The organism is Kitasatospora sp. NBC_00374 (genome assembly GCF_041434935.1).
GTDB lineage: Bacteria > Actinomycetota > Actinomycetes > Streptomycetales > Streptomycetaceae > Kitasatospora.
In genome coordinates this window covers 878,570-903,206 of sequence record NZ_CP107964.1, presented here as the reverse complement: position 1 = coordinate 903,206, position 24,637 = coordinate 878,570, and the positions used below count along the sequence as shown (strand labels likewise).

Genomic DNA, 24,637 nt, shown 5'->3' with positions numbered 1-24,637 from the left:
GTCGGCGGGCCCGCGGGCCACGCTGTGCGACGGGCGTACGCCAGGTCGCAGCGCGCGGCGGACCGCACCGGGCGGCGCGAACCCCCGCCCGCGCAGCGTGTCGACCGCAGGCGGGCGGCTGCCCGGGCTCATAGCCTCGCCGCCATGGACATCAACCGTCGCTCAGTGCTGCGCCGTGCGGTGCAGGCGGCCTCGGCGGGAGCCGCGGTCGCCCTGGCGGCAGCGGGCCCGCCGCGCCACCTGCTGCCGTTCGCCGACCACGGGCCGACCACCCCCGAACTGCCCGCCCTCGCACTGCAGGGCGGCGCGCTGCCGGCCCCGCTGCCGCCACCGCCGGTGGTACGCCGGTCCACCTGGAAGACCGACGAGCCCGAGACACAGACCCAGATCGACCGGGCCGTGCGGGTGGTCTTCATCCACCACACCGGCGACCGCAACGCCTACGGCCCCCAGGACGTCCCCGAGATCCTCAAGTCGATCTACCAGGAGCACCGGGAGAACCAGGGCTGGGACGACATCGGCTACAACTTCCTGGTCGACCGCTTCGGCACCATCTACGAGGGCCGGCTCGGCAGCACCGGCAACCCGGTGGTCGGCGCCCACACCCTCGGCTTCAACCGCGAGACGATGGGCATCGCGGCGATCGGCTCGTACGACGACGGCATCGAGGTGCCCGCGCCCGTCATCGACGCCATGGCCCGGCTGGCGGCCTGGAAGCTCGGCACCTACGGGTTCGATCCGCTGGCGAAGGCGGAACTCACCTCCAACAGCAGCGGCAGCCGCTTCCCCGCCGGGACCAACCACACCTTCGACACCATCTCCGGCCACCGGGACGCGTTCTGCACCCTCTGCCCGGGCGACGCGCTCTACGCCGCACTGCCGCGGATCATCGAACGTGCCGCCGGATTCATGCACGCCGCGGCCCCCGCGGTGAACGCCGCCCCGGGCGGCCCGGGGCGCGGACACTTCGCCGGGATCCCCACCGGTTCGGTGCTGCGCCGCCCCGAACGATCCGTCTGAGCCCGCCCGGGCCCGGCGCCGGCCGTGGGCTGCGCCGGTCCGCCCGGAACGGCCGTTCGAACAGGCATGGCCCCGCCCGCCGGCCGTGCGATGATCGCTGGGTGACGAGGGCGAACGAGCGGTGGCGGTGGCGGTCCCGGGCGATACGTGTCGGCACGGCCGCCGGGGCCGCGGCGCTGCTCGCGATCGGCCCCGCCGCGGGCCCCGCGGCCGCGGCAGGACTGCCCCGCGAGGCCTTCACCATCACCGACCCGCGGATCACCGAGTCCAGCGGCCTGGCCGCGAGCCGGGCCCACCCCGGCGTCTACTGGACCCACAACGACAGCGACGACGGCCCGTACGTCTACGCCGTCGACTCCGAGGGCCGCACCGTCGCGACGGTCACCCTGCGCGGGACGAAGCCGCGCGACACCGAGGCGATCTCCCTGGGCCCCGACGGACAGCTCTACCTCGGCGACATCGGCGACAACCGCGACGGCACCTGGCCCGAGGTGTGGATCTACCGCTTCGCCGAGCCCAGGGAACTGCGCGACCAGACCGTGGACGTCACCCGCTACCGGGTCACGTACGAGGACGGGCCGCGCGACGCGGAGGCGCTGATGGTGCATCCGGTCACCGGCCGGGCCTACATCGCCAGCAAGAAGCAGAGCGGCGGCGGCAAGCTCTACCAGGGGCCCGAGGCACTGTCCGCCACCGGGGTGAACGTCTTCCGCCCGATCGCCGACGTGCCCTGGGTCACCGACGGCGCCTTCTCGCCCGACGGCACCCGGCTGGTGCTGCGCGGCTACTTCTCCGGCACCGCCTACCGCTGGCAGGACGGCCGCCCGGTGGAGGACGGCTCGGTCAACGTGCCGCTCCAGCGCCAGGGCGAGTCGGTGACCTACACGGCCGACGGCAAGGCCCTGATGTTCGGCAGCGAGGGCAAGGGCAGTGCGGTCTGGCGCGAGGCGCTCGACGCCGCACCCGCCCCCGAGGGCGGTTCGCCGGCCCCCGGCGCGAGCGCTCCGGCGGCCGCCGGGACCGACAGCCGGGCGGACGGCTCCGGCACCGGTGGCGGCGCGGGCGGGTCGGCGGTGCTGGCCGTTCTGGTCGTCGGGGCCGTCGTGCTGCTGGTCCGCAAGCGCCGCAGCGGCTGAGCCCCGGTGGCCGGCGCTCCTCAGCCCAGCGCGCCGAGCCGGCCGCCGAGGGCGGTGGTGGCCTGTGCGGCGCTGTCGAAGCTGCGGGCCGCGTCGAAGGTACCGGTCAGGTCGGGCAGCCGGCCGACCAGGTCGTGGGCGAGGGAGAGTTCGGCGGGCTCCAGACGCCGGGTCAGGCCCAGGTGCGGGGACCACCGACCGGGCAGGTAGAGCGGGTTGGGCTCGTCCGCGGCCGCCAGGGCGGTCCAGATGTCCCGGTGCAGGGTGAGCAGTTCGACGGTCGGGACCACCGACCAGGTCAGCACCCGGCGGCGGCTGCGCGCGCTGAACGACAGCAGACCGGTGAGCCGCACGGGCAGCGGCAGCGCCCCCGCGAGCAGCTCGTCGATCCGGGCGAGCGCGCCGGCGGGCATCGCGCCGCAGGCGGCGAGGGTCAGATGCGGGCGGTGCGTGGGGTGGGTGTTGGCGGCGAGGCTCGGGACCCCGCCGTCGGCTAGCTGCCCCCACACCTCGCGCACGGCCCGGTCGAAGGCCTGGTCGCAGGTCAGTTCCACGGTCTGCATCCGACCACCGTAGATCGTCGGCGGTCCGGGGCAGCGGCCAGGTCGTGTGCGGTACGCCTGCGGCCCATGCCACCGTCCGGGCAGCCTGCTCTCGTCCGGGGCCGTGATCGGCAAGTAACCTGGCGCCATGAGTAGTCAGGTCCACCACTCCCGCTACTGCCCGACCTGCGGCACGCCGGTCAAGGACGGCCCACGCGGCGGGTACGTGTGCACGCTCTGCTACACGGTGGAGGAGCCCCCCGGCGCGGTCACCGACCGGACCGAGTGGCGGCACACCAAGCAGCGGCGGCTGGCGGCGGCCCGGGCCGTCTGGGAGCGGGAAGGGCTGCTCGCCGCCGACTGACGTCGCCCGCCCGCCCGGCGGGCCGGCACCCGGCGGCCGGGTGCCGACCCCCAACGGGATCAGCCGGCGGCGGGCCGCGCGCCGGCCGGCAGCGACTGCTCGAAGTCGGCGAGCGCGTAGCCGTACTGACCGACCGCGACGAACATGGTCGCCCGGTCCGTCAGGGCCCGGGAGAGCGCCGCGGGGCCCTCGGGGTGGCCGAGGCCGTCCAGCCGACGCGCCAGGGCGACGCCCCGGTCGAACAGCGGGAGCAGTTCTTCGAGCATCCGCCCGAGGCGGTCCCCGGCCTCGACGCCGGCTCGGACGACCAGCCTGCGCTGCCGGGTGACCAGCGCGGCCAGGTGGGTGTCCGGGTCCGCCTCCGCGAGCGGCAGCAGGGTGTCCACCTCCGCCGCCAGGGCGGCCCGGTCCGCCCGGTAGCGCGTCCTGACGTCCGGCGACCAGGCGTGCAACGGCCTTCCGTACGGTGGCACCGGCTCGCCGGGCGCCGGGTGCTCGTCCGGGCGGCCGGACAGCGCCAGCAGGGCCGCCCAGTAATCCGCCTGGTGGTAGCCCCACGGGTGCCCCTTGCGGCCGGACAGCCCGGTGAGCAGCGCGAGGGCCTCCGCCCGCGCCGTGGTGGCCCGCCCGGTCCGGCCGTGGGTGTCGAGCAGCCGGGCGAAGTGGAGGAGTGTGTACAGCAGGCAGGACATCGGTCCGGACTCCTCCCCCGCCCCCGCCCGCTGCCGGCGGACGAGGTCGGCGATCGCGTCGATCGCGGCCTCGGGCCGGCCGGCCGCCTCCAGCTGGGCCGCGAGGGCGATCACCGTCACCGGGTCGCCGCTGCGGCCGGCCTCCCGGTCGGCCCGGACGATCTCGGCGTAGGCCTGGGCGGCCTCCCGGTGCCGGCGCTCCTCCGCCAGACCGTCGGCCCAACCGTCGAGACCCGCCGGCGGACCGCCGTGCGCCCGAGCCGCGCCGCGTCCCATGGCGAGCAGCCGCGCCCGCACCGCGAGCGCCTCGGGCCGCCGGCCCGCCGCGCACAGCTCCCGCTGATGGGCGCCCAGCACGTCGGGCAGCAGGTGGTCCCGGAGCTGGTCCGCCTCGCTCAGGCCGAGGATCGCCGCGAGCGCCTCCTCGGTCAGCGCCAGCCGGGCCTCGGGCAGCTCCCGGAGCGCGGCGTCGTACGTCGTGCTCACCAGCGCCCTGGCCAGCTTCGGCCCGTACGCCGCCGGGTTGACCTCCAGCAGGGTCCGGTACGCCCGGACCCGCTGGGCCAGGTCCAGCCGGCCCGCGTGGAACAGCAGCACCTTGGCGCTCAGCACCGCATCGTGATCCATCGTTCCCCCTCGTTCGGCCACCCCGCGGGACTGCCCGCCGGACGGCCGGGCAGCGCGACGCGCGCACCGGGGCAGCCTGTGGGCGGCCCGGTACGGGCGGACGGGGTGGATGGGTCGAGTCTGAGGGTGCCGCGCGCCTCGGACAAGGCCGGGAAATCGTGCTGTTCGTCCTACCGCCGGGGTCGCTGACGAGGCATGATGGACTCGACACTCTGCTGAGGGGCCCTCAGCTGCCGGGTGGCCGCCCGCGAGGTCGGCGAGCACCTCACCCCGCCCACGTCGGATCCCGGGTGTCCCCGTACCGCAGGTGCCGTCCCGCTGCGCCCGCCCGCTCGGGCTGTCCCGCTGCGCCCGCCCGCTCGGGCTGTCCCGCTGCCCGGTGGGGGCCACCTGTGGTGTGCTGGGGTGGGAGCCCGACCACCCAGCCGGTGAGGAGCCTTCATGCGAGCGCGTACCGTCGCTGCCGCCGCCGTCGCCCTGGTGCTTGCCGCTGGGTGCAGCTCGGCGGCCGCCCCGGCGCCGTCCGAGGTGTCCACGGCCGTCGGGGCCTCGGCCTCCGCCGGGACGTCCGGCAGCGGCGTCCGGGTCGCCGGGCAGGTCGCCGATGGGCTCAACAGCCCTTGGGGCATCGTCGTACTGCCGGGGGGCGACCTGCTGGTCGCCTCCCGGAACACCGGGCGGGTCACCCGGGTCGCGGCCCGGGACGGCGCCAAGACCGACCTCGGTGTCGTCCCCGGCGTGGTGGCCGGCGGCGAGGGCGGTCTGCTCGGCCTCGCCCTCTCGCCCGACTACGCCACCGACCACCAGGTCTACGCCTACCTGACGGCCGCCGACGACAACCGGATCGTCAGGTTCGGCTACGACGGGCAGCGGCCGCCCGGCCCGCAGTTCGGCACCCCCACCACCGTGCTCACCGGCATCCCCAAGGGCAGCAACCACGACGGCGGCCGGATCGCGTTCGGCCCCGACGGCATGCTCTACGCGGGCACCGGTGAGTCAGGCCGCACCGAACTGGCCCAGGACCCGGCCTCGCTCGGCGGCAAGATCCTCCGGATGACCCCGGACGGCGCCCCCGCCCCCGGCAACCCGTTCCCCGGCTCGGTGGTCTACTCGCTCGGCCACCGCAACGTCCAGGGCCTCGCCTGGGACGGGCAGGGCCGCCTGTGGGCGTCCGAGTTCGGCCAGAACACCTGGGACGAGCTCAACCTGATCACCCCCGGTGCCAACTACGGCTGGCCCGTGGTCGAGGGTCAGGCCCACCGCGCCGGCTACACCGACCCGCTCGTCCAGTGGCACACCGACCAGGCCTCGCCCAGCGGCATCGCGTACGCCGACGGGGCCATCTGGATGGCGGCGCTGCGCGGCACCCGGCTCTGGCGCATCCCCGTCGACGGCGACCACGTGAGCGGCGCCCCGGAGGCCTTCTTCACGGGGACGTACGGCCGGCTGCGCACGGTCGTCGCCGACGGGGACGGCACCCTGCTGGTCAGCACCAACAACACCGACGGCCGGGGTCAGCCGCGGGCCGGTGACGACCGCATCCTGCGGGTCGCCATCGCCTGACACCGTGCTCACCGGAGTACACCGTGTCACCGGTTCGGGGTGGTTGCCGCCGCCACGTGCGGCCGCTCCCGCTCCGCTCGGTGACGGCTCGTTACGGTCCTTCGTATGCTCCCGACGAGAGGGCCGGACCCGATGCTGAACCTGCTCCTGCTGACCGTCCCGCTGCTGGTGGCGGCCGTCCTGGCCGCGACCGATCCCCGCGGACGCGCCCGTGGTGCGGGGCGACATAGCGCCGGCCGCCACCGCCGTCGGCCACGCTGACCGGACGCCCGGCGGGGGAGGCGGCCGGGCCGCAGCAGGCGCAGACTGGATCTACCGCAGGTGCGGGTCGGCGCGACCGCGACCGGGCTCGGCCACCGGTCGGACGTGAGTCCGGTGGCGTTGCGCGTCCGGCCGGGTCCCCGCCGCTGTCGACGAAGGAGCGTCTCATGGCCGGTCTCGTCCGCAAGAGCCTCGACACGCCGGATGAAGTCCGGCCCTTCGAGGAGGGCAAGGGAAAGCTGGAGCTGGTCAGCCTCGCCGGTGGCCCGGTGGGCCGGGCGACCTTCGAGCCGGGCTGGAAGTGGTCCGAGCACATCAAGCCGCTGGCGGGGACGGAGAGTTGCATGGCGGCGCACACCGGCTACTTCGTCTCCGGCCGGATGAAGATCGTCATGGATGACGGTGAGTCGATGGAGTTCGGGCCGGGCGACTTCCTGACCGTGGCTCCCGGGCATGACGCCTGGGTGCTGGGCGACGAGCCCTGCGTGGTCATCGACTGGCAGGGCTACGGCGACTACGCCAAGCCCTGACCCCGCCGCCGAGCGGTCACCCCGCCCAGGCCCCCCGACCACCGGTCGGGGGGCCTTTCCCTGCCTCGACTCCCTGCCCCGGATCCCGTCCCCGCCTCCCCGCGCCGCTGCGGCGGCCGACCCGTGCACGGGTCTATCCCCGACTCGCCGGCAGCCATGACAATGCACATGGCAACCACCGGGCGAACGACGGGACGAGGCAGTGGAACTGACGGAGCAGCGGATCAGCAGGCGCACCCTCGGCCGGGCGGTGCTGGCCCTGGGCGCGGCGGGCACCCTCGGTGCGGGGCTCGGGGCGGCGGCCCCGGCGGCCGGGGCGGCCCAGGTCCCCGGCGGGGCGGACTGGATGGGGGCGCTGCCCTCCGACAGCTGGCTGTCGCGGCTCACCGTGCCCGGCACCCACGACACCTGCTCGCTGCACGGCGGCCCGATCACCCAGACCCAGACGCTCTCGGTTCCCGACCAACTCGCCGCGGGTGTCCGGTTCTTCGACATCCGCTGCCGGCTGATCGACGGTGTCTTCGCAATCCACCACGGGCCGGTCTTCCAGGAGATCTTCTTCGGTGACGTGCTCAACCAGTGCCAGGACTTCCTCGCCCACCACCCGCAGGAGAGCGTCCTGATGCGGGTCAAGCAGGAGTACTCGACGGCCGCCGCCGCCGACTTCCGGTCCGTCTTCGAGGGCTACCGGGCGAGATGGTCCGGCCTGATGTGGGGCGAGAACCGGATCCCGCGGCTCGGCGAGGTCCGCGGGCGGATCGTGCTGCTCGCCGACAGCCCCGGCCTGCCCGGGATCCCGTGGGGCGGCGCGCTCACCGACATCGAGGACGACTACAACATCGGGACGATCTTCGAGATCGCCTCCCGCAAGTGGCCCGAGACCTCCGCCCACCTCGACGCGGCCCGCGCGAGCGGCGACCCGCAGCGGCTCTTCCTCACCTTCACCTCCTCCTCCGGCTGGGGCCTGTGGCCCCGCCAGGCCGCCGACGCGATGGCGCCCCGGCTGAACGGCTACCTCGGCGGCCTGAACCCGGCCGCCCGCCCGGTGCTCGGGACGGTGCCGATGGACTTCGTCGGCGCGGACTCCGTCCGGCGGCTGTACGCGCTCAACTTCGGCGGCTGAACGGGGGCGCCGGGCTGTTGACACCGCCGCACGCAGGTCCCTAGCGTGAGGGCCCCGTCATTACCGGCCGGTAGGGGATGCCATGGACGCCGATCGCCCGTACGACCTGGTGCTGTTCGGCGCCACCGGCTTCACCGGCGCGCTGACCGCCGAGTACCTGGCCCGGAACGCGCCGCAGGGCTGCCGCTGGGCACTGGCCGGCCGCAACCGGGACAAGCTGGAGGCGCTGCGCACCCACCTGGGCACCCTGGTCCCCGGCTGCGCGGACCTGCCGCTGCTCACCGCCGACGCGGCCGACCCCGCCTCGCTGCGCGAGGTCGCCGCCTCGGCGCGGGTCGTCATCTCCACCGTCGGCCCCTATCTCCGGTACGGCGAGCCGCTGGTGGCGGCCTGCGCGGACGCCGGGACGGACTACGTGGACCTGACCGGCGAACCGGAGTTCGTCGACCTGATGTACCTGCGCCACCACCGCCGGGCCGTGGCGACCGGGGCCCGCCTGGTGCACTCCTGCGGCTTCGACTCCGTCCCGCACGACCTCGGCGTGCTGTTCACCCTGGAACGGATGCGCGCGCTCGACGTGCTGCCCGAGGGCGCGGCGGTCTCGGTCCGCGGCTTCGTCCGCGCCGGGGGCACCTTCTCCGGCGGTACCTTCGCCTCCGCGCTGAGCGCGATGTCCCGGCTGCGGGCCGCCGGCCGGGCCGCCCGCGAGCGCCGCGCCGCCGAGCCCCGGCCGGCCGGCCGAAGGATCAGGACGAGCGCCGGGCCCCTCCGCCGGTCGGCGGAGGCCCGCGCCTGGGCCGTGCCGCTGCCCACCATCGACGCCCAGGTGGTCGCACGCTCGGCCGCCGCCCGCCCCGACTACGGGCCGGCCTTCACCTACGGCCACTACGCGGCCGTCCGGCGGCTCCCGGTGCTGCTGGCCGGCGCCGCAGGGCTCGCCGCGCTGCTGGTCGCGGCGCAGGTCCCGCCGCTGCGCCGGGCACTGACCGGCCTGCGCAGGCCCGGCGACGGGCCGAGCGCCGAGCAGCGCGCGGCCTCCTGGTTCACCGTGCGCTTCGTCGGCGACACCGGCCCCGGCACCCGGGTCTTCACCGAGGTGTCCGGCGGCGACCCGGGGTACACCGAGACCGCGAAGATGCTCGCCGAGTCCGCCCTCAGCCTGGCCTACGACGACCTCCCGCCCACCGCCGGCCAGGTCACCCCGGCTGCAGCGATGGGCACCGCGCTGATCGACCGCCTCACCGCGGCGGGCCTGCGCTTCACCGTCCTGGACGGCCCGCCGGCCACCGCCCCGCGCCGGGGCGCCTAGCCGTCAGCCGTCCCCGAAGCTCGCCCGGAGCATCTCCGCGCGGGACACCACCTTGACCCGCTCGCGGCCCTCGGTGGCGCCGAGCTCGCGCTCGTGGGCGTCCAGCCGGTGCCAGCCCTGCCAGGTGGTGTACTCGACCCCGCGGCTCTCCAGGAACGCGGGCACGGCGTCCTCGCGGGGCGCGGCGGGGGTGCGCAGCCGGCCGTCGCGGTGGTCGGCGACCAGGCAGGCCACGGTCTCGTTGGCGTCGCCCTTGGTGTGGCCGATCAGGCCGACCGGGCCGCGCTTGATCCAGCCGGTCACATAGGTGGACGGCAGCGGCACTCCGGCCTCCAGGACCCGGCCCGCCTCGTGCGGGACGGTCGCGGAGACCGGGTCGAAGGGCAGCTTCGGCAGTTCGGCCGAGCGGTAGCCGACCGCGCGGTAGGCGGCCTGGACGTCCCAGTCCCGGTAGGTGCCGGTGCCCACCACGTTGCCGGTGCCGTCGAGCTCGGTGCGCTCGGTGCGCAGGCCGACCACCCGGCCGTCCTCGCCGAGGATCTCCACCGGGGACTCGAAGAAGTGCAGGAACAGCCTGTGCGGCCGGTCGCCGACGTCGCGGATGGCCCAGTTCTCCAGGGTGGAGGCCACCATGTCCGCCTGCTTGTTGCCGCGGCGGGTGGCGATCGAACCGTCGTCGTACTCGATGTCCTCGGGGTCGACGATCACCTCGATGGTCGGGGAGTGGTCCAGCTCGCGCAGCTCCATCGGGCTGAACTTGGCCTGCGCCGGGCCGCGGCGGCCGAACACGTGGACCTCGACGGCCCGGTTGGCCGCCAGGCCCGCGTGGACGTTCGGGGGTATCTCGGTCGGCAGCAGCTCGTCGGCGGTCTTGGCCAGGATCCGGGCGACGTCCAGCGCGACGTTGCCGACGCCGAGCACCGCGACCTTCTCCGCCTCCAGCGGCCACCGGCGCGGCACGTCGGGGTGGCCGTCGTACCAGGAGACGAAGTCCGCGGCGCCGTAGGAGCCGTCCAGGCCGATGCCGGGGATGTCCAGGTCGCGGTCGGCGTCGGCGCCGGTGGAGAAGATCACCGCGTCGTAGAACTGGTGCAGGTCGTCCAGGCCGATGTCGCCCGGGTAGTCGACGTTGCCGAACAGGCGGACCTGCGGCTTGTCGAGCACCTGGTGCAGCGCGGAGACGATCCCCTTGATCCGCGGGTGGTCGGGGGCGACCCCGTACCGGATCAGCCCGAACGGCGCCGGCATCCGCTCGAACAGGTCGATCGAGACCCCGGGCTCCGCGGCGAGCTCGGACTTGAGCAGGGCATCGGCGGCGTAGATCCCGGCGGGGCCGGCCCCGACGATCGCGACCCGGACGGGACGAGGCATGGCGGGTTCCTTCGGTCGGTGCGCGGCCGGGAGATCACCCGTCCTGCCCGTCACCCTCGCCGCCGCCCGGGCGCCGCAGTAGGGCACCCGGGCTTATGGGGGCATAGGGCAGGCCTATGGGCAGGCGGGAACAGAACCGCCGCCGGCGGGAACGGATGCACGAGGTTCATCGGGCGGGGACCTCGCCGACCGAGTAGCCGAGCAGGACACGCAGCCGCGCCGGACCGGTGTCCCCGGCCTCTGCTTCGACGCCGCTGCCCCTCGTCGGTCCTCCCAGTCGATGACCGCCCCGGACCGGCGCACTGCCGGTCCGGGGCTGCCCGGGTGGCCGGGACCCCGGCTACCGCACCATGGCGGCCAGCACCGTCCGCCAGTCCTCGCCGGGCTCCGGGCGGAGCGGATCGGCGAGCGTCCCGGCGCCGTAGCGCCACGGGCGGGCCAGTTCGGGGTCGGCGTCCGGGCGCAGTTCGACGGTGCTCGGCGAGCCCAGCAGACGGACCAGTTCGGAGCCGAACTCCGGCCAGCCGACGTGGCCGCCGACCGCGTTGACCACCCGGCCGGCCGCCCGGCCGGTGCCGTCGGCGCAGGCGGCCAGGGCGCGGGCGAGGGCGGCGGAGTGCACCCAGGCCGCGCCGTACCAGGCGTGGCCGTCGGCCGCGGGGTCGGGCAGCACCAGGGGCCGGCCGGCCTGCGCGGTCTGGAAGAGCCCGCCGGTCGCACCCCAGCGCAGCTGCTCGCGCAGCCGTCGGTGCGGCCCCCAGACGATCGGCGCGCGGACCACCGCGCCGGGGCCCCGGCCGCCGCTGCCGGCGGCCTCCAGCAGGATCCGCTCGCAGTCGAGCTTGGCCTGCCCGTAGGCGGTGACGGGCAGTGCGGCGGGTGCGCCTTCCGCGACCTCGGTGCCCGGCGGGCGGCCGTATGCGTCGATGCTGCTGACGAACACGAAGCTGCCGTGCCGCCAGGCGTCCACCATGGCCCGCATCGCCGCCACGTCGACCTCGTGCGCGGTGAACGTGCAGGCCGCGTGGATCACCGCGTCCACGCCCCGGACGGCCGCGCGCAGGCTGTCCGGGTCGGCCAGGTCGCCCTCGGCCACCTCGACGCCGTCGAGCGCCACCAGGTGGGCGGACTCCGGCCGGGTGAGCGCCCGCACCGGGCGTCCCTGGGCGATCAGCTCCTGAAGGACGGCGGCGCCGACCCCGCCGGTGGCGCCGGTGACCAGGACGGTGCCCGGACGTACGGCCCCGGGGCCGGCCCCGGCCCGGCGGGGGGTCGCGGCCAGGCGTTCGGCGTCCCGGGTGTCCAGCAGTGCGGCCAGCGCCCGGGGGGTGCGCTGTTCCAGGATGTCCAGCCCGGTCAGCGGCAGGCCGGTGCGCAGCCGCAGCCGTTCGGCGAGCTGCACGGCGACCAGGGAGTGCCCGCCGAGGACGAAGAAGTCGCCGTCCGGCTCGGGTCGGGTGCCCAGCAGTTCCCCGAAGGCCGTCCGGACGGCGTCCTCGTGGGCGCCGCCGGGCGGTGCGGACGGCACGGCCGGCGCGGTCGGTGCGGGCCGCGGGCCCGCGCCGGGCAGCCGGGCCGGGTCGACGGCGCCGTCGGCGGTCCGGGGCAGCGCGTCCAGCAGGGTGACCGCCGCGGGCAGCTGACCGGACGGCACCAGCGGGCGCAGCCCGGCCCGCAGTTCGGCGCCGCCGGGGGCGCCGCCCGGGCCGCCGGCCACCGCGTACGCCAGCGGCGGCCGACCCTCGCGGACCAGCACGTACGCCTCGCGGACCCGGGGGTCGGCCAGCAGCGCGGCCTCGGCGGGGTGGCCGGGCTCGGCGCGCAGCGCGGTGCCGGGCAGCTGCCCGAGCCGGCGCCCGCCGTCCTCGGCGACGGCGGTCAGCAGCGCGGCGAAGTCCGCGGCCAGCTGGGCGCCGGCCGGCTCGGTGAGCGCGTCGGCGTCGTACTGGACCAGGCAGCGCGGCTGCGGGCCGTCCGCCACGAACAGCCCGAGGTCGAACTTGGCCAGGCCGAGGTCGACCTCGACCGGTGCGGCGTCCAGGCCGGGCAACGGCAGTGCGTCGGACGGGGCGACCAGGTCGCAGGTGACCGACAGCAGCGGGGAGCCGTCCTGCCCGCGGGCGGCGGCCCCGAGGCGTTCGACGACCAGGTCGAACGGCACCTCCTGGCGTTCCTGCGCGGCGAGTTGGGCGGCCTGCACCCGGCCGAGCAGGTCGGTGAACGAGGGGTCGCCGGACAGGTCGGCCCGGACCGGGAGGGTGTTGACGCACAGTCCGACCAGCCGGCGCAGGGCGGGCCGGGAGCGCCGGCCGCCGGCGCACCCGAGGGTGAGGTCCGCCTCGCCGGTGGCCCGCCGCAGGGTGGCGAAGGCCGCGGCCAGGACGACGGTGAACAGGGTCGTGCCGTGCGCCCGCCCGAGCGCGCGCAGCCCGTCCAGGGTGGCCGGCGGCAGCGGGAGGCTGTGCAGCCGGGCCGCCCCGGTGCGGGGTCCGGCGGTGGCCGGGCGGGGCAGCGGCACCGGGCGGGCCCCGGCGAGCCGTTCGGCCCAGGCGTCGACCTCTGCGGCGAGCTCCGGGTCGCGGCCGCGTTCCCAACGGGCGAAGTCCGCGTACCGCAGGCCCGGTTCGGGCAGCCGGGCGGGGCGCCGTAGCGAGGCGGCGGCGTACAGCTCGGCCAGGTCGCCGGTGAGCACGGGGAGCGAGCCGCCGTCGATCGCGATGTGGTGCAGCGTGATCAGGACGGTGTGGTCCTCGGACGCGTGCCGCAGGACGAGGGCGCGCAGTACCGGGCCCGAGGCCAGCTCGAACGGGCGGGCGGCCTCGGCCCGCAGCAGCTCCTGCGCCCGCCCCGCCGGCGCGTCCAGCACAGGTACGGGCACCGGGGCCGCCGCCAGCACCTCCTGGTACGGGTCCTGGCCGCCGTGCTGCCCGTACCGGGTGCGCAGGATGTCGTGCCGGGCCGCCAGCGCCGTGAGCGCCTCGGCGAGCGCCGCGGTGTCCAGTGGCCCGCGCAGCCGGGTGGCCAGCGGTACGTGGTACCGGGCGCCGGCCCGGCCGAGCCGGTCCATCAGCCACATCCGGTGCTGGGCGTGCGACAGCGGCGCGGGCCCGGTGGACGCGGTGCGCGGAATGTCGGCGGGACGGGTGGCGTCGGCCCGTCGCCGGGCCTGCCGGAGCAGCTCGGCCTGCCGGCCGGCCGTCTGCGGGGTGGTGCTCATCGGTTCTCCTCGGCGCTCTCGCCCAGGGCGGTGAGCAGGGCCTGCTCGACCAGGGCGGCCTGCGCGGCGACGGTGGGGTGGGCGAAGAAGTCCGCGAGCGAGAGGTCCACGCCGAGGTCCTCACGCAGGTCGTCGACCACCCACATGGCCATCAGCGAGTGGCCGCCCTCGGCCAGGAAGTCGGCGTCCGGCCGTTCGACGGGGTGGCCCAGGGCCCGGGCCCAGGCCGCCGCGACCTCCTGCTGGAGCGGGGTGAGGCGGCTCGCGGCGGCGGGCTCGGCCGGGGCGCCGGCGAGGTCGCGTTCGGCCAGCGCGCGGCGGTCGACCTTGCCGGTGCCGGTGAGCGGGAGCGCGTCCAGGACGGCCCAGCCGGTGGGCACCAGGTGCGCGGGGAGGCGGTCCGCGAGGTGGCCGCGCAGCGCCTCGCCGGTGGGGCGGTGCCCGTCGGTGGGCACGACGAAGGCGGTCAGCGCGGCGTCGTCCAGGCCGGCCCGGCGGACCACGACCGCGGCCTCGGAGACCTCCGGGTGCAGCCGCAGGGTGTGCTCGACCTCGCCCGGCTCGATCCGGAAGCCGCGCACCTTGACCTGGTCGTCGGCCCGTCCGTGGAAGTCCAGCGTGCCGTCCGGCCGGGCCGAGACCAGGTCGCCGCTGCGGTACATCCGCCCGGCGCCCGGGATCTCCCGGAAGCGGTCGGCCGTCAGCTCCGGCTGTCCCAGGTAGCCCAGGGCCAGCCGGCTGCCACCGATCCACAGCTCGCCGCGCCCGCCGGCCGGCACCGGCGCCGACCGCTCGTCGAGGACCTGCACCGTGGCCCCGCCGAACGGCCGTCCGATCGGCACGGGGCCCGCGCAGTCCTCCTCGCGCAGCCGGTGCAGGGTGGTGAAGGTGGTCGCCTCGGTCGGCCCGTACACGTTGACCAGGTCCAGCCAGGGGAAGGCCCGCAGTACGGCCCCGGCGTGCTCCGGCGACAGGGCCTCGCCACCGACCAGCAGGGTGCGCAGCACGCCGAAGATCCGGGACTGCCGGGCCGCCAGCCGGTGGAACAGCGCCGTGGTGAGGAACGCCGTGGTGACACCGAACCGTTCGACGTCCCGGGTCAGGTCCTCGGCCGTCGGGCGCTCGGCGGGCGAGACCATCACGGCGCCGCCGGCGGCCAGCGGCGCCCAGACCTCGAACGTGGCGGCGTCGAAGGTGGACGGGGAGTGGAACAGCACCCGCTCGCCGGGGCCCGGCCGTACCGCGTCCGGCGCCGTGACCAGGCCGGCGATCGCCCGGTGGGTGATCTGCACGCCCTTGGGGCGGCCGGTCGACCCGGAGGTGTACATCACCAGGGCCGGCGCCCGCTCCGCGTCGGCGGCGGGGTGCGGGGCGGTCACCGCGACCTGCGGCAGCGCGTCGAGGTCCAGGGCCAGCGTCTGCGCGGCCGGCACTCCGGCCTCGGCCAGCAGCGCCTTGTCGCCCAGGGTGAGGACGGCCCCGGTGTCGGCGAGCATCTCGGCGGTCCTCGGCCGGGGGTAGGCCGGATCCAGCGGGACGGCGTGCGCGCCGGCCCACCAGACGGCGAGCTGGCCGACCACCAGCCGGGTGGAGCGGGCCGCCAGCAGCCCGACCGCGCTGCCGGGGCCGACCCCGCGGGCGGCCAGCTCGGCGGCCAGCGCGGAGGCGGCGGCCACCAGTTCACGGTAGGTCAGGGCGGTGCTGCCGTCGGACACGGCGAGCGCCTGCGGCCGCAGTGCGGCGCGGCGGGCGACCAGACCGGCTACGCCGCCCGGTCGGGAGTCGTCGAACGTCATGGGTGGTTCCCTTCCGGGTGCCCCGGCTCGGGGCCGGGGCACCCTGGCACGGCGGGTGGTCAGGAGGCGGCGGCGGCTCTCGGCCGGCCGGCCTCGACCAGCGCGGCCAGGCTGCGCAGGTCGGGCTGGCGCAGCAGCTGCGGAGCGCGCAGCCGTACGCCGCAGGACTCCTCCAGGGCCACCAGCAGGCGGGCGGCGGCCAGCGAGTTGCCGCCGGCGTCGAAGAAGTTGTCCAGCGGGCCGAGCTCGGGGCGGCCCAGCAGCTCGCGGCACAGGGCCAGGACCGTCCGCTCGGTGGCGGTGCCGCCTTCGCCGGACGCGGCGGCCGGCGCGGCGGCCTCGGCCGCCAGCAGGGCGGCCCGGTCGACCTTCCCGTTGGCGTCCAGCGGGTAGCGGTCGACCAGCCGGACCACGGTGGGCACGGCCTGCTCGGGCAGCCACTCCCGGACCTGCGGCAGCAGCTCGGCACCGGTCACCGGGCCGTCGCCGGCGGGCTCGACGAAGGCGAGCAGCCGGGCCGCGCCGGACGGGTCGCGGCGCACCGCGACCACGGCGCGCCGCACCCGGGGGTCGCGCTCGAACGCGGCCTCGACCTCGGCCGGCTCGATCCGCACGCCGCTGACCTTCACCTGGTCGTCCAGGCGGCCCTGGAACTCCAGCACACCGTCGGCGCGCATCAGCACCCGGTCACCGGTGCGGTAGAGGCGGTCGACACCGTCGAGGTCCGCCGGCGCGGGGACGAACCGGCGCGCGGTGAGCTCCTCGTCCAGGTAGCCGAGCGCCAGCAGGCTGCCGCCGACCCGCAGTTCGCCCGACTCGCCGCGCGGCACCGGGCGGCCGTCCTGGTCCGTGACGACGAGGACGGCGCCGGGCACCGGCCGGCCGATCGGCGGCGGGCCGTCCCCGCCGGCGCCGGGCGCCATGGTGTGCACGCTGGTCACCACGGTGGCCTCGGCGGGCCCGTAGGCGTTGTGCACGTGCGCCGTGACGTCCGGCCCGGGGTGCCGGCGCAGCCGGTCGCCGCCGATGGACAGGTGCCGCAGCGCCAGGCCGGCCGGCCACGGCCGGTCGAGCACCGGTTCGGCCAGCGGGGTGGGCAGGACACTGACGGTGATGCCGGCCTCCCGCCACCAGTCGGTGAGCGCGCCGGCGTCCCAGCGCACCGCGTCCGGGGCGACGCTCAGCGCGGCGCCGGAGGTCAGCGTCGCCCACAGCTCCATCAGGTGCGGGTCGAAGGCGACCCCGATCAGCAGGCTGTGCCGGTCGCCCGGGCCGAGGCCGGTCAGGCCGCGGTACCAGTGCAGCATCGCGCCGAGCGAGCGCTCCCCGACGGCGACCGCCTTCGGGGTGCCGGTGGATCCGGAGGTGAGCACCGCGTAGTGGCTGCCCGCGGGCGCGCCGACGGCGTCCGCGGCGGCCGGGGCGAAGGCGGCCACCACGGTGGCGGCGGCCGTCGCGCCCTCGGCGGGCAGCTCCAGCGGCAGGTGCTCCGCCGTGCGGTGGGCGGCGGGCAGCAGCGCCGGGTCGCCGACCAGGCAGCCCAGCCGCAGGTTCTCGGCGACGGCCTGCAGGCGCCGCTCGCCGGGGCGCGGGCCGAGCGGCAGGTGGACGGCGCCGAGCCGGGCCACCGCGAGGGTGACGGCGACCAGGGCGGCCGAGTGGTCCAGGCAGACGCCGACCAGCTCGCCGGGGCGGACCCGCCGGCGCAGGGTGTCGGCCACCGTGTCGGCCAGCGCGTCGAGTTCGGCGTAGCTCCAGCTCCGCTCGCCGTCGATCAGCGCGGGGGCGTGCGGGGTGCGGCGCGCCCAGTCCGCGAAGAGCGCCGTGACGGGGGAGTCGTGGTGCGGGCGGCCGTGGGCGACGGACACGGATCGGGTGGTGTTGTCAGCAGTCGTCATGTCGTGGTCTCCGAACAGTGGTTGCGGTCAGCCCAGGCCCATGGCCCGCGCGACGATCACCTTCTGGACCTCGGAGGTCCCCTCGATGATCGTCATCATCCGGACGTAGCGGTACAGGAACTCCAGCGGATGCCCGCGCACCCAGCCGGTCGCCCCGTGCACCTGCAGCGAGCGGTCCACCACCCGCACAGCGGTCTCCGAGGAGGTCAGCTTGGCCAGCGCCGCGTTCTCCGGCGCCTCGGTGCCCTCGTCGACCAGCCGGGCACAGGCCAGCGTCAGCAGCTTCGCCGCCTCCACCTCGGCCCGGCTGCGCACCAGGTGCTCCTGGACGTGCTGGTAGGCGCCGATCCGCTCGCCGAACGCCTGCCGCTCCCGGGCGTACTCGACACCCAGGCGCAGCGCGTACTCGGCGACGCCGTTGCACATCGCGGCCACCACCAGGCGCCCGCGCGACAGGCTGTCCATGGCCAGCGCCATCGCGGCCCCGACGCCCTCCGGGCCGCCGATCACCGAGTCCATCGGCACCCGGACCTGCTCCAGCACCAGTTCGAACATCGGCTCGCCGGACATGCCCTCGTACCGCTGGCCGATCCGCAGGCCGGGGGTGTCCATCGGGAGCGCGAAGGCGGTCGCGCCGCCGGTCGGCCCCTCGCCGAGGTCGGTGGCGGTGACCACCAGCGCGAGGTCGGCGCGGTCGGCGTTGGAGACGAAGGTCTTCCGCCCGCTGATCACCCAGCCGTCGCCGTCCCGGACGGCGGTGGTGGTGAGCCGGAACGCGTCCGAACCGGCGTGCGGCTCGGTGAGCGCCAGGCAGCGGGCACTGGTGCCGCGCACCAGCGGCACCAGGTACTTCTCGACCTGCTCGGGTGTGCCGTGCCGCAGCAGCGGGCTCGGACCGTCCGACCCGGCCAGTGCGTACGGCGCCAGCGCGCAGCCGCTGCGGCCGGCCGCGTGGTACAGCAGCACCACGGCCGTGAACGGCATCCCGGAGCCGCCCAGTTCCTCGGGGTAGTCGCCCGCGTAGAAGCCGAGCGCGGCCGAGCGCTTGCGCACGTAGGCGCGCAGGTCGGCGGGCGGCAGGTCGGCGGTCTCCGGCAGCTCGGCGGCCAGCGGGACCAGCTCGCGGCGCACGAAGCTCTCGAAGGCGTCGACCAGTTCGCGGTGGCCGTCCTCCAGGACGGACGAGGGAGTGGAGCTCACAGCCGGTCCTCCGTCAGAGCGCGGGCCTGGTCGGCCAGGACGGGGTTCTGGAACAGCACGCGCAGCGGCGGCCGACTGCCCAGCCGCGGCTCCAGCCAGGCGGCCAGCTGCGCGGCGAGCAGCGAGTGCCCGCCGACCTCGAAGAAGTGCGAGTCGGCCGTGAACCGGTCGTGGCCCAGCACCTCCCGCCAGGCCTCGGCGACCAGCGCCAGGCCCGGATCGGCGAAGACGCCCTCCCCGGCCGGCTCGTCGCCGGGGGCCGGCAGTTCGGCCACCGTCCGGGCCAGCGCCGCCCGGTCGGGCTTGCCGCCGGGCAGGGTCGGCAGCGACTCCAGCGCCACCCAGGCACCGGGCACCAGCGCGCCGGGCAGCCGCAGCGAGAGCGCGACGTGCAGCGCCGCCTGGTCGGGCGGTACCGCGCCCTCCAGGAAGCCGACCAGCCGGGGGCCGTTGTCGGCGGCGCCGTCCAGCACCACCGCGCAGGAGCGGCCGCCGAGTTCGGCGGAGGCCGCGGCCTCGATCTCCTCCAGCTCGATCCGGTACCCGCGCAGCTTGACCTGGTTGTCCCGGCGGCCGAGGAACCACAGCCGCCCGTCCCGGTCGCGGTAGCCGCGGTCACCGGTGCGGTAGACCCGCTCGCCGCCCAGCGCCGCGACCTCGACGAACCGCTCGGCCGTGGCCCGGACCACGCCCAGGTAGCCCTCGGCGAGCGCCGGCCCGGAGACCGCCAGCTCGCCGACCCCGCCGGCCGGCAGCGGCCGCAGCCCCTCGTCCAGGACGTGCACCGCCGTCCCGGGCAGCTCGGTGCCCAGGGGTATCTCGGCCCCCTCCGCCAGGTCGGCGGCGGTGATCTCGTGCACCGTCGAGGTGACCGTCGCCTCGGTGACGCCGTACGCGTTCAGCACCGTCGCGCGGGTGTCCGCCAGCAGGCCCTCCAGCGCCCGGGCGGGCAGGCGCTCGCCGCCCAGCACCAGCAGCCGCGGCGACCAGCGCCCGTCCCGCAGGGCCTCCCGCAGCTCCTCGCGCACCGCCAGGAAGTAGCTGGTCGGCAGGTTGGCGACGGTCACCCCGCGGGCGGCCAGCACCGCGACCAGCTCGGGCGCGGTCGGCACCTCACGCTGCGGCAGCACCAGGCAGGCCCCGGCGGCCAGCGCCGGCAGCACCTCCTCCAGCGCCACGTCGAAGGACGGCCGGGCGAACAGCAGCACCCGGTCCGCCGGGCCCAGCCCGTAGCGCCGCGCCACCGCGCCGACGTACCCGGCGAGCGCGGGCCGGCCGACCAGGACGGGCTTGGGCACCCCGGTCGAGCCGGAGGTGTGGATCACGTACGCGGCGCCGTCCAGGACGGCGGCGGGCTCGGCCTTCGGGAAGGCGGGCCCGTCCAGCAGGGCGGGCGTGCGGCCCTCGGCGGGGAGCGCGAGCGCGCTCTGCCGGGTGGCCAGCACCAGGGCCGGGTTCAGCCGGTCCAGCAGCAGGGTGAGCCGGGCCGCCGGGTCGTCCGGGGAGAGCGGCGCGTACACCGCGCCCGCCCGCAGACAGGCCAGCAGGGCGACCACGCTGTCGACCCCGCGCGGCAGCAGCGCCGCGACCGGCTGACCGGCCGTCACCCCGGCGGCGCGCAGCCGCTCGACCAGCTCGCCGACCCGGCGGTCCAGGTCGCCGTAGGTCAGCCGCTCGGTGCCGGCGATGACGGCGAGGGTGCTCGGGTCCTGGCGGGTCAGCGGGTCCAGCACGGCCGGCTGTTCCGGGCCGGCGGGCGACGTGGTGGCGGCAGGTGCGGCGGGTGCCGGCGGGGCGGCCAGGGCTGCCAACGTGGCCTGCGGGTCGTCCAGGTAGGCGCGCAGCAGGTCCAGCAGACGTCCGGCCAGCAGGTCGGCGACCTCCTCGCCGAAGACGTCGGCGTCGTAGTCCCAGACCAGGGTCATCCCTCCGGCGCCGTGCCGCTCGGTGACGGTGCGGCGGTCGTCGGGCAGCAGGACGAGGTCGAGGTCGAAGCGGGTGGTGCCGGTGTTGAACCCCTCGTAGAGGGTGACCTCCAGGCCCGGCACGTCGATCTCCGGCAGCGCGGCGTCGTGCGCGCTGAACATCACGCTGAACAGCGGGTTGTCCGCGCCGCTGGTGTGCAGCCCGAGCGAGCGGGTCAACTCCTGCACCGGGACGTCCTGGTGGGGCAGTGCCCGGAGCAGGGTGTCGGTGACCTCGTCCACGCTGTCGGTGCCGGGCGCGGCCGGGTCCAGCCGCAGCCGCAGCGGCACGGTGTTGACGAACATCCCGACGGTGGACTCGAAGCCCACCGGCCGGTTGCCGACCGCGGTGCCCACCACCAGCTCCCGGTGGCCGCTGTGCCGGCGCAGCAGCTCGCCGAAGAGCGTGAGCAGGACGGAGAACGGCGTGTGGCCGTCGGCCCGGCCACGGGCTCGCAGCCGCTCGGCCAGGTCGGCGCCGATCGACTGCCGCAGCTGGCCGCCCCGGTGGGCCCGGACCGCGCCCGGCCGGGCCAGGCCCGGCAGCGTCAGGGCGAGCGGGGCGTCCCGCAGCTCCTGCTGCCAGAACGCCAGGCTGCGCGAACGGTCGATGCCGGCACCGGCCCGGGCGTGTTCCTCGTACGAGCGGGTGGCCGGCAGCTCGGCGCGCTCGCCGGTGACCTCGGCGCGGTAGACCGTGAACAGGTCGCGCAGCAGCATCGCGAAGGAGTGGCCGTCGTGGATCAGATGGTGCTCGACGTGCACCAGCCGGTGGTGCTCCTCACCCAGCCGCACCAGGTGCCAGCGCAGCAGCGGCGCCTCCTCGGTGTCCAGCGGCTCCTCGGCCTCGGCGACCAGCACCCGCTGGAAGGCGGCCACCGGGTCGGCCTCGGCGGACAGGTCGGTGGTGCGCAGCCGCGGCTCGGCCTGCTCGCGCACCCGCTGGTCGGGCAGGCCGCCCTCGCGGGCGACCAGCTCCAGCCGCAGCCCCGGGTGGTGGTCGAGCACGGCGGCGAGGCCGGTGCGCAGCGCCGCCCGGTCGAGGGTTCCCCAGAGATCGAGGAACGCCGTGAAGTTGTAGGCACGGCTGCCGGGCTGCAGCTGCTCGTGCAGCCAGACGATCTCCTGCGAGGAGGAGAGAGCGAACATGGATGGTTCCCCTTGCTTGTGGCGGGACGTGTGCGGACGCGGGGCCGTGCCCGGTGGTACCGGGAGCGGGCCGTGGAGGGTCAGCCCACCGGGCCGGGCGCGGTGGCGCCCAGGTGCCGGCGGAGGGTGGAGAGCAGGGCGTCGAAGGCCTCGGCGGCGGCCGGGTCCGGCCAGTTCCGGCGGTCCCAGGCCAGCCGGACCAGCAGGTCCTCGCCGTGCGAGGCCGAGACGGCGAACGGGGCGGCAAGCGGGCGCCCGGACAGGTGGGTCTCACGTCCGGAGATCCCGCCGAGCACCAGCGGCGGGCGGCGGTGCAGGTCCTCGAAGGTCAGCAGGCCGTCCAGGGCGCCGGACCACCGCGCGCCGGCCGACCGGGCGGCGTGCACCACCTCGTCGAAGGGCATGTCGGCGTGGTCCAGGTCGTCCCACCAGTCGGCGCTGAGCTCGTCGAGCCCGGCCGTGCCCGAACGGGCCGGGTGCACCAGGGTGTTGAGGAAGCACCCGAGCACCGGGGGAGCGACGGCCGGCCGGCCGCCCCACGGGTAGCCGAGGGCCGGCGTGGCCCGGGGGCCGAGCAGGCTGCGGGCGGCCGCCGAGACGGCGTCCAGCAGCGCGGGGAAGACGGCTCCGCGGGCGGCCCCCGAGGCGGCGGGCAGCCGGTCCGTCAGCATGCCGGTGTCCGGCTCCGCCCGGTACGGCGGGCGCTCGGGCGCCCGCAGCGCGCCGAGCCGGGCGGCCCAGTGGGCCCGGGCCCGGTCGGCGGAGGCCGTCGCCTCGGCGGCCAACTGGGCCTCCACCGCGGCGCGGTAGTCGGCGGTGTCGGCCGCGGCGTCCGTCGCCTGGCCGTCCGCCGGTTCGTCCCACGTTTCGTATGCGGTGCTGAGCCCGGCGGTGACGATGCCGAGCGACTGCTCGTCGCAGGCGGTGTGGTCCAGGGCGACGGCGAGGATCTCCTCCTGGTCGGCGGGCCCGCCCGCCAGCAGCAGCCGCAGCGCCGGGCCGTCCGCGGACCAGCCGAGCAGCTCGCGCCGCAGCGCGTCGGCGGCACTCTCGCCGGGCGCCGGCTCGACCCGCCGGACCTCCGCCGCCGGCGGCCCCACCCGCAGCACGGGGGTCCCGCGCAGCGACTCGAACCGGCCGCGCAGCGCCGGGTGGCGGGCCGCCAGCCGGGTCGCGGCCGCCCGCAGGCGGGGCAGCTCGACGGCGCCCGCCGGGAAGGCGAAGAACAGCGGGACGACGTCGGGGCGCCCCAGCGGGTCGAGGCGGCGGGCGAGCAGGAACCGCCGCTGCGCGCCGGTGACGGGCAGGAGTTCGGCCGAGCCGCCGGCCACGGAACGGTAGCGGGAGAGGTAGGCACGGGTGATGCTGGAGTTCACGGGGCCTCCGGTCGTGGTTCGCATCGTGGTCGCGGCTGCGCGCGGCGGGCGGGGGTCAGTCGGCGACGGTGGCGTTCGCCGGTTCGCGCCCGGCGCCGTCCTCGGTGTCGCTCGCGGCCGCCGGGAGGTCCCGCAGCCCGCGCAGCGGCGACAGCAGCAGGGGCACCGGCACGGTGAGGAAGCCCACCGCGCAGAGCCACAGGGCGGCTCTCGGCCCGGCGGCGGCGGCGACGGCGCCGCCGGCCAGCGCGCCCAGTGGCATGGTGCCCCAGACCAGGAAGCGCATGGTGGCGTTCATCCGGCCGAGCAGGGCGGGCGGGCAGATCGCCTGACGGAAGCTCACCTGGGCCACGTTGTAGACCACCGCGCCGAACAGCACCACGGCCGAGCCGACCGCGAAGAGCAGGACCCCCGCGCCCCGCCCGGCCAGCGGCCACAGCAGTGCGAAGGGCGAGGTGGCCACGGTCGACAGCCAGATCAGCCGGGCCTGGCCGACCCGCCGGGCCAGCGGCCCCGCGCACAGCGCGCCGGCCAGTCCGCCCAGGGCGGACACCGACAGCAGCAGGCCGATGGCACCGGGGGACAGGTCGAGCACGCGGACCCAGAAGACCGTCTGCACCGCCATCAGCAGGGCGGCGAAGAGGTTGGAGGCGGCGGTCGCGGCGGCGATCATCCGCAGCAGCGGATGTTTCAGGACGAACGCGAGGCCTTCACCGATGTCGGCCCGCAACGAGCGCCCGGGCACCGCCTCGGGCACCTCCTCCCGGGTGCGGATGCCCACCAGGAGCAGAGCCGAGGCGAGGTAGCCGAGCGCGTCGGCGACGATCGCGAGCGGCGCCCCGAGCAGTTGGACCAGTCCGCCGCCCAGCCCGGGGCCGCCGACCTGGGCGACCGAACGCACCGTCTCCAGCGCGCCGTTGCCCGCGACCAGCTGGTCCCGGGGCAGGAGTTGCGGCAGGAAGGACTGGTGGGCGACGTCGAAGAAGACCGTGGCCACGCCGGTCAGCAGGGCGACGGCGTAGAGCTGGGCCATCGTCAGGACGTCGGCGGCGGCGGCCAGCGGGACGGAGGCGACGGCGAGGCAGCGCACCACGTCGGCACGGATCAGCACCGGAAGCCGTCGGACCCGGTCGAGCCAGGCACCCGCGGGCAGGCCGACCAGCAGGAAGGCGGCGGTCTCGGCGGCGGTGAGCAGCCCGACCTGGAACGGCGAGGCGTCCAACTCGAGCACGGCGACCAGCGGCAGGGCGACCAGGGTCACCTGGCTGCCGAACTGGCTGGTGGCCGATCCGGACAGCAGCAGTCGGAAGTCGCGATGGCCTAAGAGGGGGCCTCGTGCGAGGCGCTGAATGATGTTCATCCGTTCGACTGTCGGTGAAGCGAGTCATACCGGGCAACCGGCCGGGATGATTCCGGACTTCTCTCCTGCCGGGCCCCGGGCAGGTCCCGGCGGGCGCTCGGCGGCCGGTGCCCGAGAGCGCCGCGGGCGCCGCCACCGG

At 76.4% G+C, this 24,637-nt stretch carries 18 protein-coding genes; 8 read left to right on the top strand and 10 right to left on the bottom strand.

The genetic code is table 11. The features are described 5' to 3' along the window. Positions 1–144 precede the first annotated feature (144 nt). A complete protein-coding gene (locus OG871_RS04195) occupies positions 145–1,020 on the top strand; it encodes a peptidoglycan recognition protein (protein WP_371494295.1) in 876 nt (291 codons plus the stop codon). Positions 1,021–1,121: 101 nt separating this feature from the next. Beyond that, entirely contained in the window at positions 1,122–2,156 is a 1,035-nt protein-coding gene (locus OG871_RS04190; protein WP_371494294.1) for a hypothetical protein, read from the top strand. A gap of 20 nt (positions 2,157–2,176) precedes the next feature. On the opposite strand, the gene OG871_RS04185 is transcribed toward OG871_RS04190, so the two are convergent. Further along, positions 2,177–2,719, bottom strand: coding sequence for a 2'-5' RNA ligase family protein (locus OG871_RS04185; RefSeq protein WP_371494293.1), 543 nt, complete (start codon positions 2,717–2,719; stop codon positions 2,177–2,179). A gap of 127 nt (positions 2,720–2,846) precedes the next feature. Between OG871_RS04185 and OG871_RS04180 the strand changes: the two genes are divergently transcribed. Further along, entirely contained in the window at positions 2,847–3,062 is a 216-nt protein-coding gene (locus OG871_RS04180) for a hypothetical protein (RefSeq protein WP_371494292.1), read from the top strand. 59 nt (positions 3,063–3,121) lie between these two features. On the opposite strand, the gene OG871_RS04175 is transcribed toward OG871_RS04180, so the two are convergent. Further along, entirely contained in the window at positions 3,122–4,381 is a 1,260-nt protein-coding gene (locus OG871_RS04175) for a hypothetical protein (RefSeq protein WP_371494291.1), read from the bottom strand. Positions 4,382–4,822: 441 nt separating this feature from the next. On the opposite strand from OG871_RS04175, the gene OG871_RS04170 reads away from it, so the two are divergent. The 5 genes from OG871_RS04170 (at position 4,823) to OG871_RS04150 (ending at position 9,167) form a co-directional block, all read left to right on the top strand. Continuing rightward, entirely contained in the window at positions 4,823–5,944 is a 1,122-nt protein-coding gene (locus tag OG871_RS04170; RefSeq protein WP_371494290.1) for a sorbosone dehydrogenase family protein, read from the top strand. 105 nt (positions 5,945–6,049) lie between these two features. Continuing rightward, the gene (locus OG871_RS04165; RefSeq protein ID WP_371494289.1) at positions 6,050–6,205 is read left to right on the top strand and encodes a hypothetical protein; all 156 of its coding nucleotides are present in this window, start codon (positions 6,050–6,052) and stop codon (positions 6,203–6,205) included. Positions 6,206–6,372: 167 nt separating this feature from the next. Next, positions 6,373–6,735, top strand: coding sequence for a cupin domain-containing protein (locus tag OG871_RS04160; protein ID WP_371494288.1), 363 nt, complete (start codon positions 6,373–6,375; stop codon positions 6,733–6,735). A gap of 202 nt (positions 6,736–6,937) precedes the next feature. Next, on the top strand, positions 6,938–7,858 hold the full coding sequence (locus OG871_RS04155) for a phosphatidylinositol-specific phospholipase C (RefSeq protein ID WP_371494287.1): 921 nt from the start codon (positions 6,938–6,940) through the stop codon (positions 7,856–7,858). 82 nt (positions 7,859–7,940) lie between these two features. Then, positions 7,941–9,167 (top strand): trans-acting enoyl reductase family protein, encoded by a 1,227-nt coding sequence (locus OG871_RS04150; protein ID WP_371494286.1) that lies wholly within the window; start codon positions 7,941–7,943, stop codon positions 9,165–9,167. A gap of 3 nt (positions 9,168–9,170) precedes the next feature. Here the strand turns inward: OG871_RS04150 and OG871_RS04145 are convergent, their stop codons facing one another. The 8 genes from OG871_RS04145 to OG871_RS04110 all read right to left on the bottom strand — a co-directional run bounded on the left by OG871_RS04145 (position 9,171) and on the right by OG871_RS04110 (position 24,498). Beyond that, a complete protein-coding gene (locus OG871_RS04145; protein WP_371494285.1) occupies positions 9,171–10,538 on the bottom strand; it encodes an FAD-dependent oxidoreductase in 1,368 nt (455 codons plus the stop codon). A 340-nt stretch (positions 10,539–10,878) separates the two neighbouring features. Continuing rightward, positions 10,879–13,755, bottom strand: a complete 2,877-nt coding sequence (locus OG871_RS04140; RefSeq protein WP_371494284.1) for a condensation domain-containing protein — start codon at positions 13,753–13,755, stop codon at positions 10,879–10,881. After that, complete coding sequence (locus OG871_RS04135; protein ID WP_371494283.1) at positions 13,752–15,551, bottom strand: amino acid adenylation domain-containing protein; 1,800 nt, start codon at positions 15,549–15,551, stop codon at positions 13,752–13,754. Before OG871_RS04135 ends, OG871_RS04140 begins: the two co-directional genes overlap by 4 nt. Before the next feature lie 59 nt (positions 15,552–15,610). Next, a complete protein-coding gene (locus OG871_RS04130; RefSeq protein WP_371494282.1) occupies positions 15,611–17,449 on the bottom strand; it encodes an amino acid adenylation domain-containing protein in 1,839 nt (612 codons plus the stop codon). Positions 17,450–17,476: 27 nt separating this feature from the next. Continuing rightward, the gene (locus OG871_RS04125; RefSeq protein WP_371494281.1) at positions 17,477–18,649 is read right to left on the bottom strand and encodes an acyl-CoA dehydrogenase family protein; all 1,173 of its coding nucleotides are present in this window, start codon (positions 18,647–18,649) and stop codon (positions 17,477–17,479) included. Beyond that, the gene (locus tag OG871_RS04120) at positions 18,646–21,762 is read right to left on the bottom strand and encodes an amino acid adenylation domain-containing protein (protein WP_371494280.1); all 3,117 of its coding nucleotides are present in this window, start codon (positions 21,760–21,762) and stop codon (positions 18,646–18,648) included. Before OG871_RS04120 ends, OG871_RS04125 begins: the two co-directional genes overlap by 4 nt. A gap of 80 nt (positions 21,763–21,842) precedes the next feature. After that, positions 21,843–23,138, bottom strand: coding sequence for a condensation domain-containing protein (locus OG871_RS04115; RefSeq protein ID WP_371494279.1), 1,296 nt, complete (start codon positions 23,136–23,138; stop codon positions 21,843–21,845). Between the two features lie 55 nt (positions 23,139–23,193). Continuing rightward, complete coding sequence (locus OG871_RS04110; RefSeq protein WP_371494278.1) at positions 23,194–24,498, bottom strand: MFS transporter; 1,305 nt, start codon at positions 24,496–24,498, stop codon at positions 23,194–23,196. Between the last annotated feature and the right edge of the window lie 139 nt (positions 24,499–24,637).

Excerpts from the sequence above, each read along its gene's own strand:
- OG871_RS04165 (WP_371494289.1), top strand. The coding sequence starts at position 6,050 with ATGCTCCCGACGAGAGGGCCGGACCCGATGCTGAACCTGCTCCTGCTG.
- OG871_RS04110 (WP_371494278.1), bottom strand. The coding sequence starts at position 24,498 with ATGAACATCATTCAGCGCCTCGCACGAGGCCCCCTCTTAGGCCATCGC.
- OG871_RS04145 (WP_371494285.1), bottom strand. The coding sequence starts at position 10,538 with ATGCCTCGTCCCGTCCGGGTCGCGATCGTCGGGGCCGGCCCCGCCGGG.
- OG871_RS04135 (WP_371494283.1), bottom strand. The coding sequence starts at position 15,551 with ATGACGTTCGACGACTCCCGACCGGGCGGCGTAGCCGGTCTGGTCGCC.
- OG871_RS04140 (WP_371494284.1), bottom strand. The coding sequence starts at position 13,755 with ATGAGCACCACCCCGCAGACGGCCGGCCGGCAGGCCGAGCTGCTCCGG.
- OG871_RS04180 (WP_371494292.1), top strand. The coding sequence starts at position 2,847 with ATGAGTAGTCAGGTCCACCACTCCCGCTACTGCCCGACCTGCGGCACG.
- OG871_RS04175 (WP_371494291.1), bottom strand. The coding sequence starts at position 4,381 with ATGGATCACGATGCGGTGCTGAGCGCCAAGGTGCTGCTGTTCCACGCG.
- OG871_RS04170 (WP_371494290.1), top strand. The coding sequence starts at position 4,823 with ATGCGAGCGCGTACCGTCGCTGCCGCCGCCGTCGCCCTGGTGCTTGCC.
- OG871_RS04120 (WP_371494280.1), bottom strand. The coding sequence starts at position 21,762 with ATGTTCGCTCTCTCCTCCTCGCAGGAGATCGTCTGGCTGCACGAGCAG.
- OG871_RS04130 (WP_371494282.1), bottom strand. The coding sequence starts at position 17,449 with ATGACGACTGCTGACAACACCACCCGATCCGTGTCCGTCGCCCACGGC.
- OG871_RS04160 (WP_371494288.1), top strand. The coding sequence starts at position 6,373 with ATGGCCGGTCTCGTCCGCAAGAGCCTCGACACGCCGGATGAAGTCCGG.
- OG871_RS04195 (WP_371494295.1), top strand. The coding sequence starts at position 145 with ATGGACATCAACCGTCGCTCAGTGCTGCGCCGTGCGGTGCAGGCGGCC.
- OG871_RS04150 (WP_371494286.1), top strand. The coding sequence starts at position 7,941 with ATGGACGCCGATCGCCCGTACGACCTGGTGCTGTTCGGCGCCACCGGC.
- OG871_RS04185 (WP_371494293.1), bottom strand. The coding sequence starts at position 2,719 with ATGCAGACCGTGGAACTGACCTGCGACCAGGCCTTCGACCGGGCCGTG.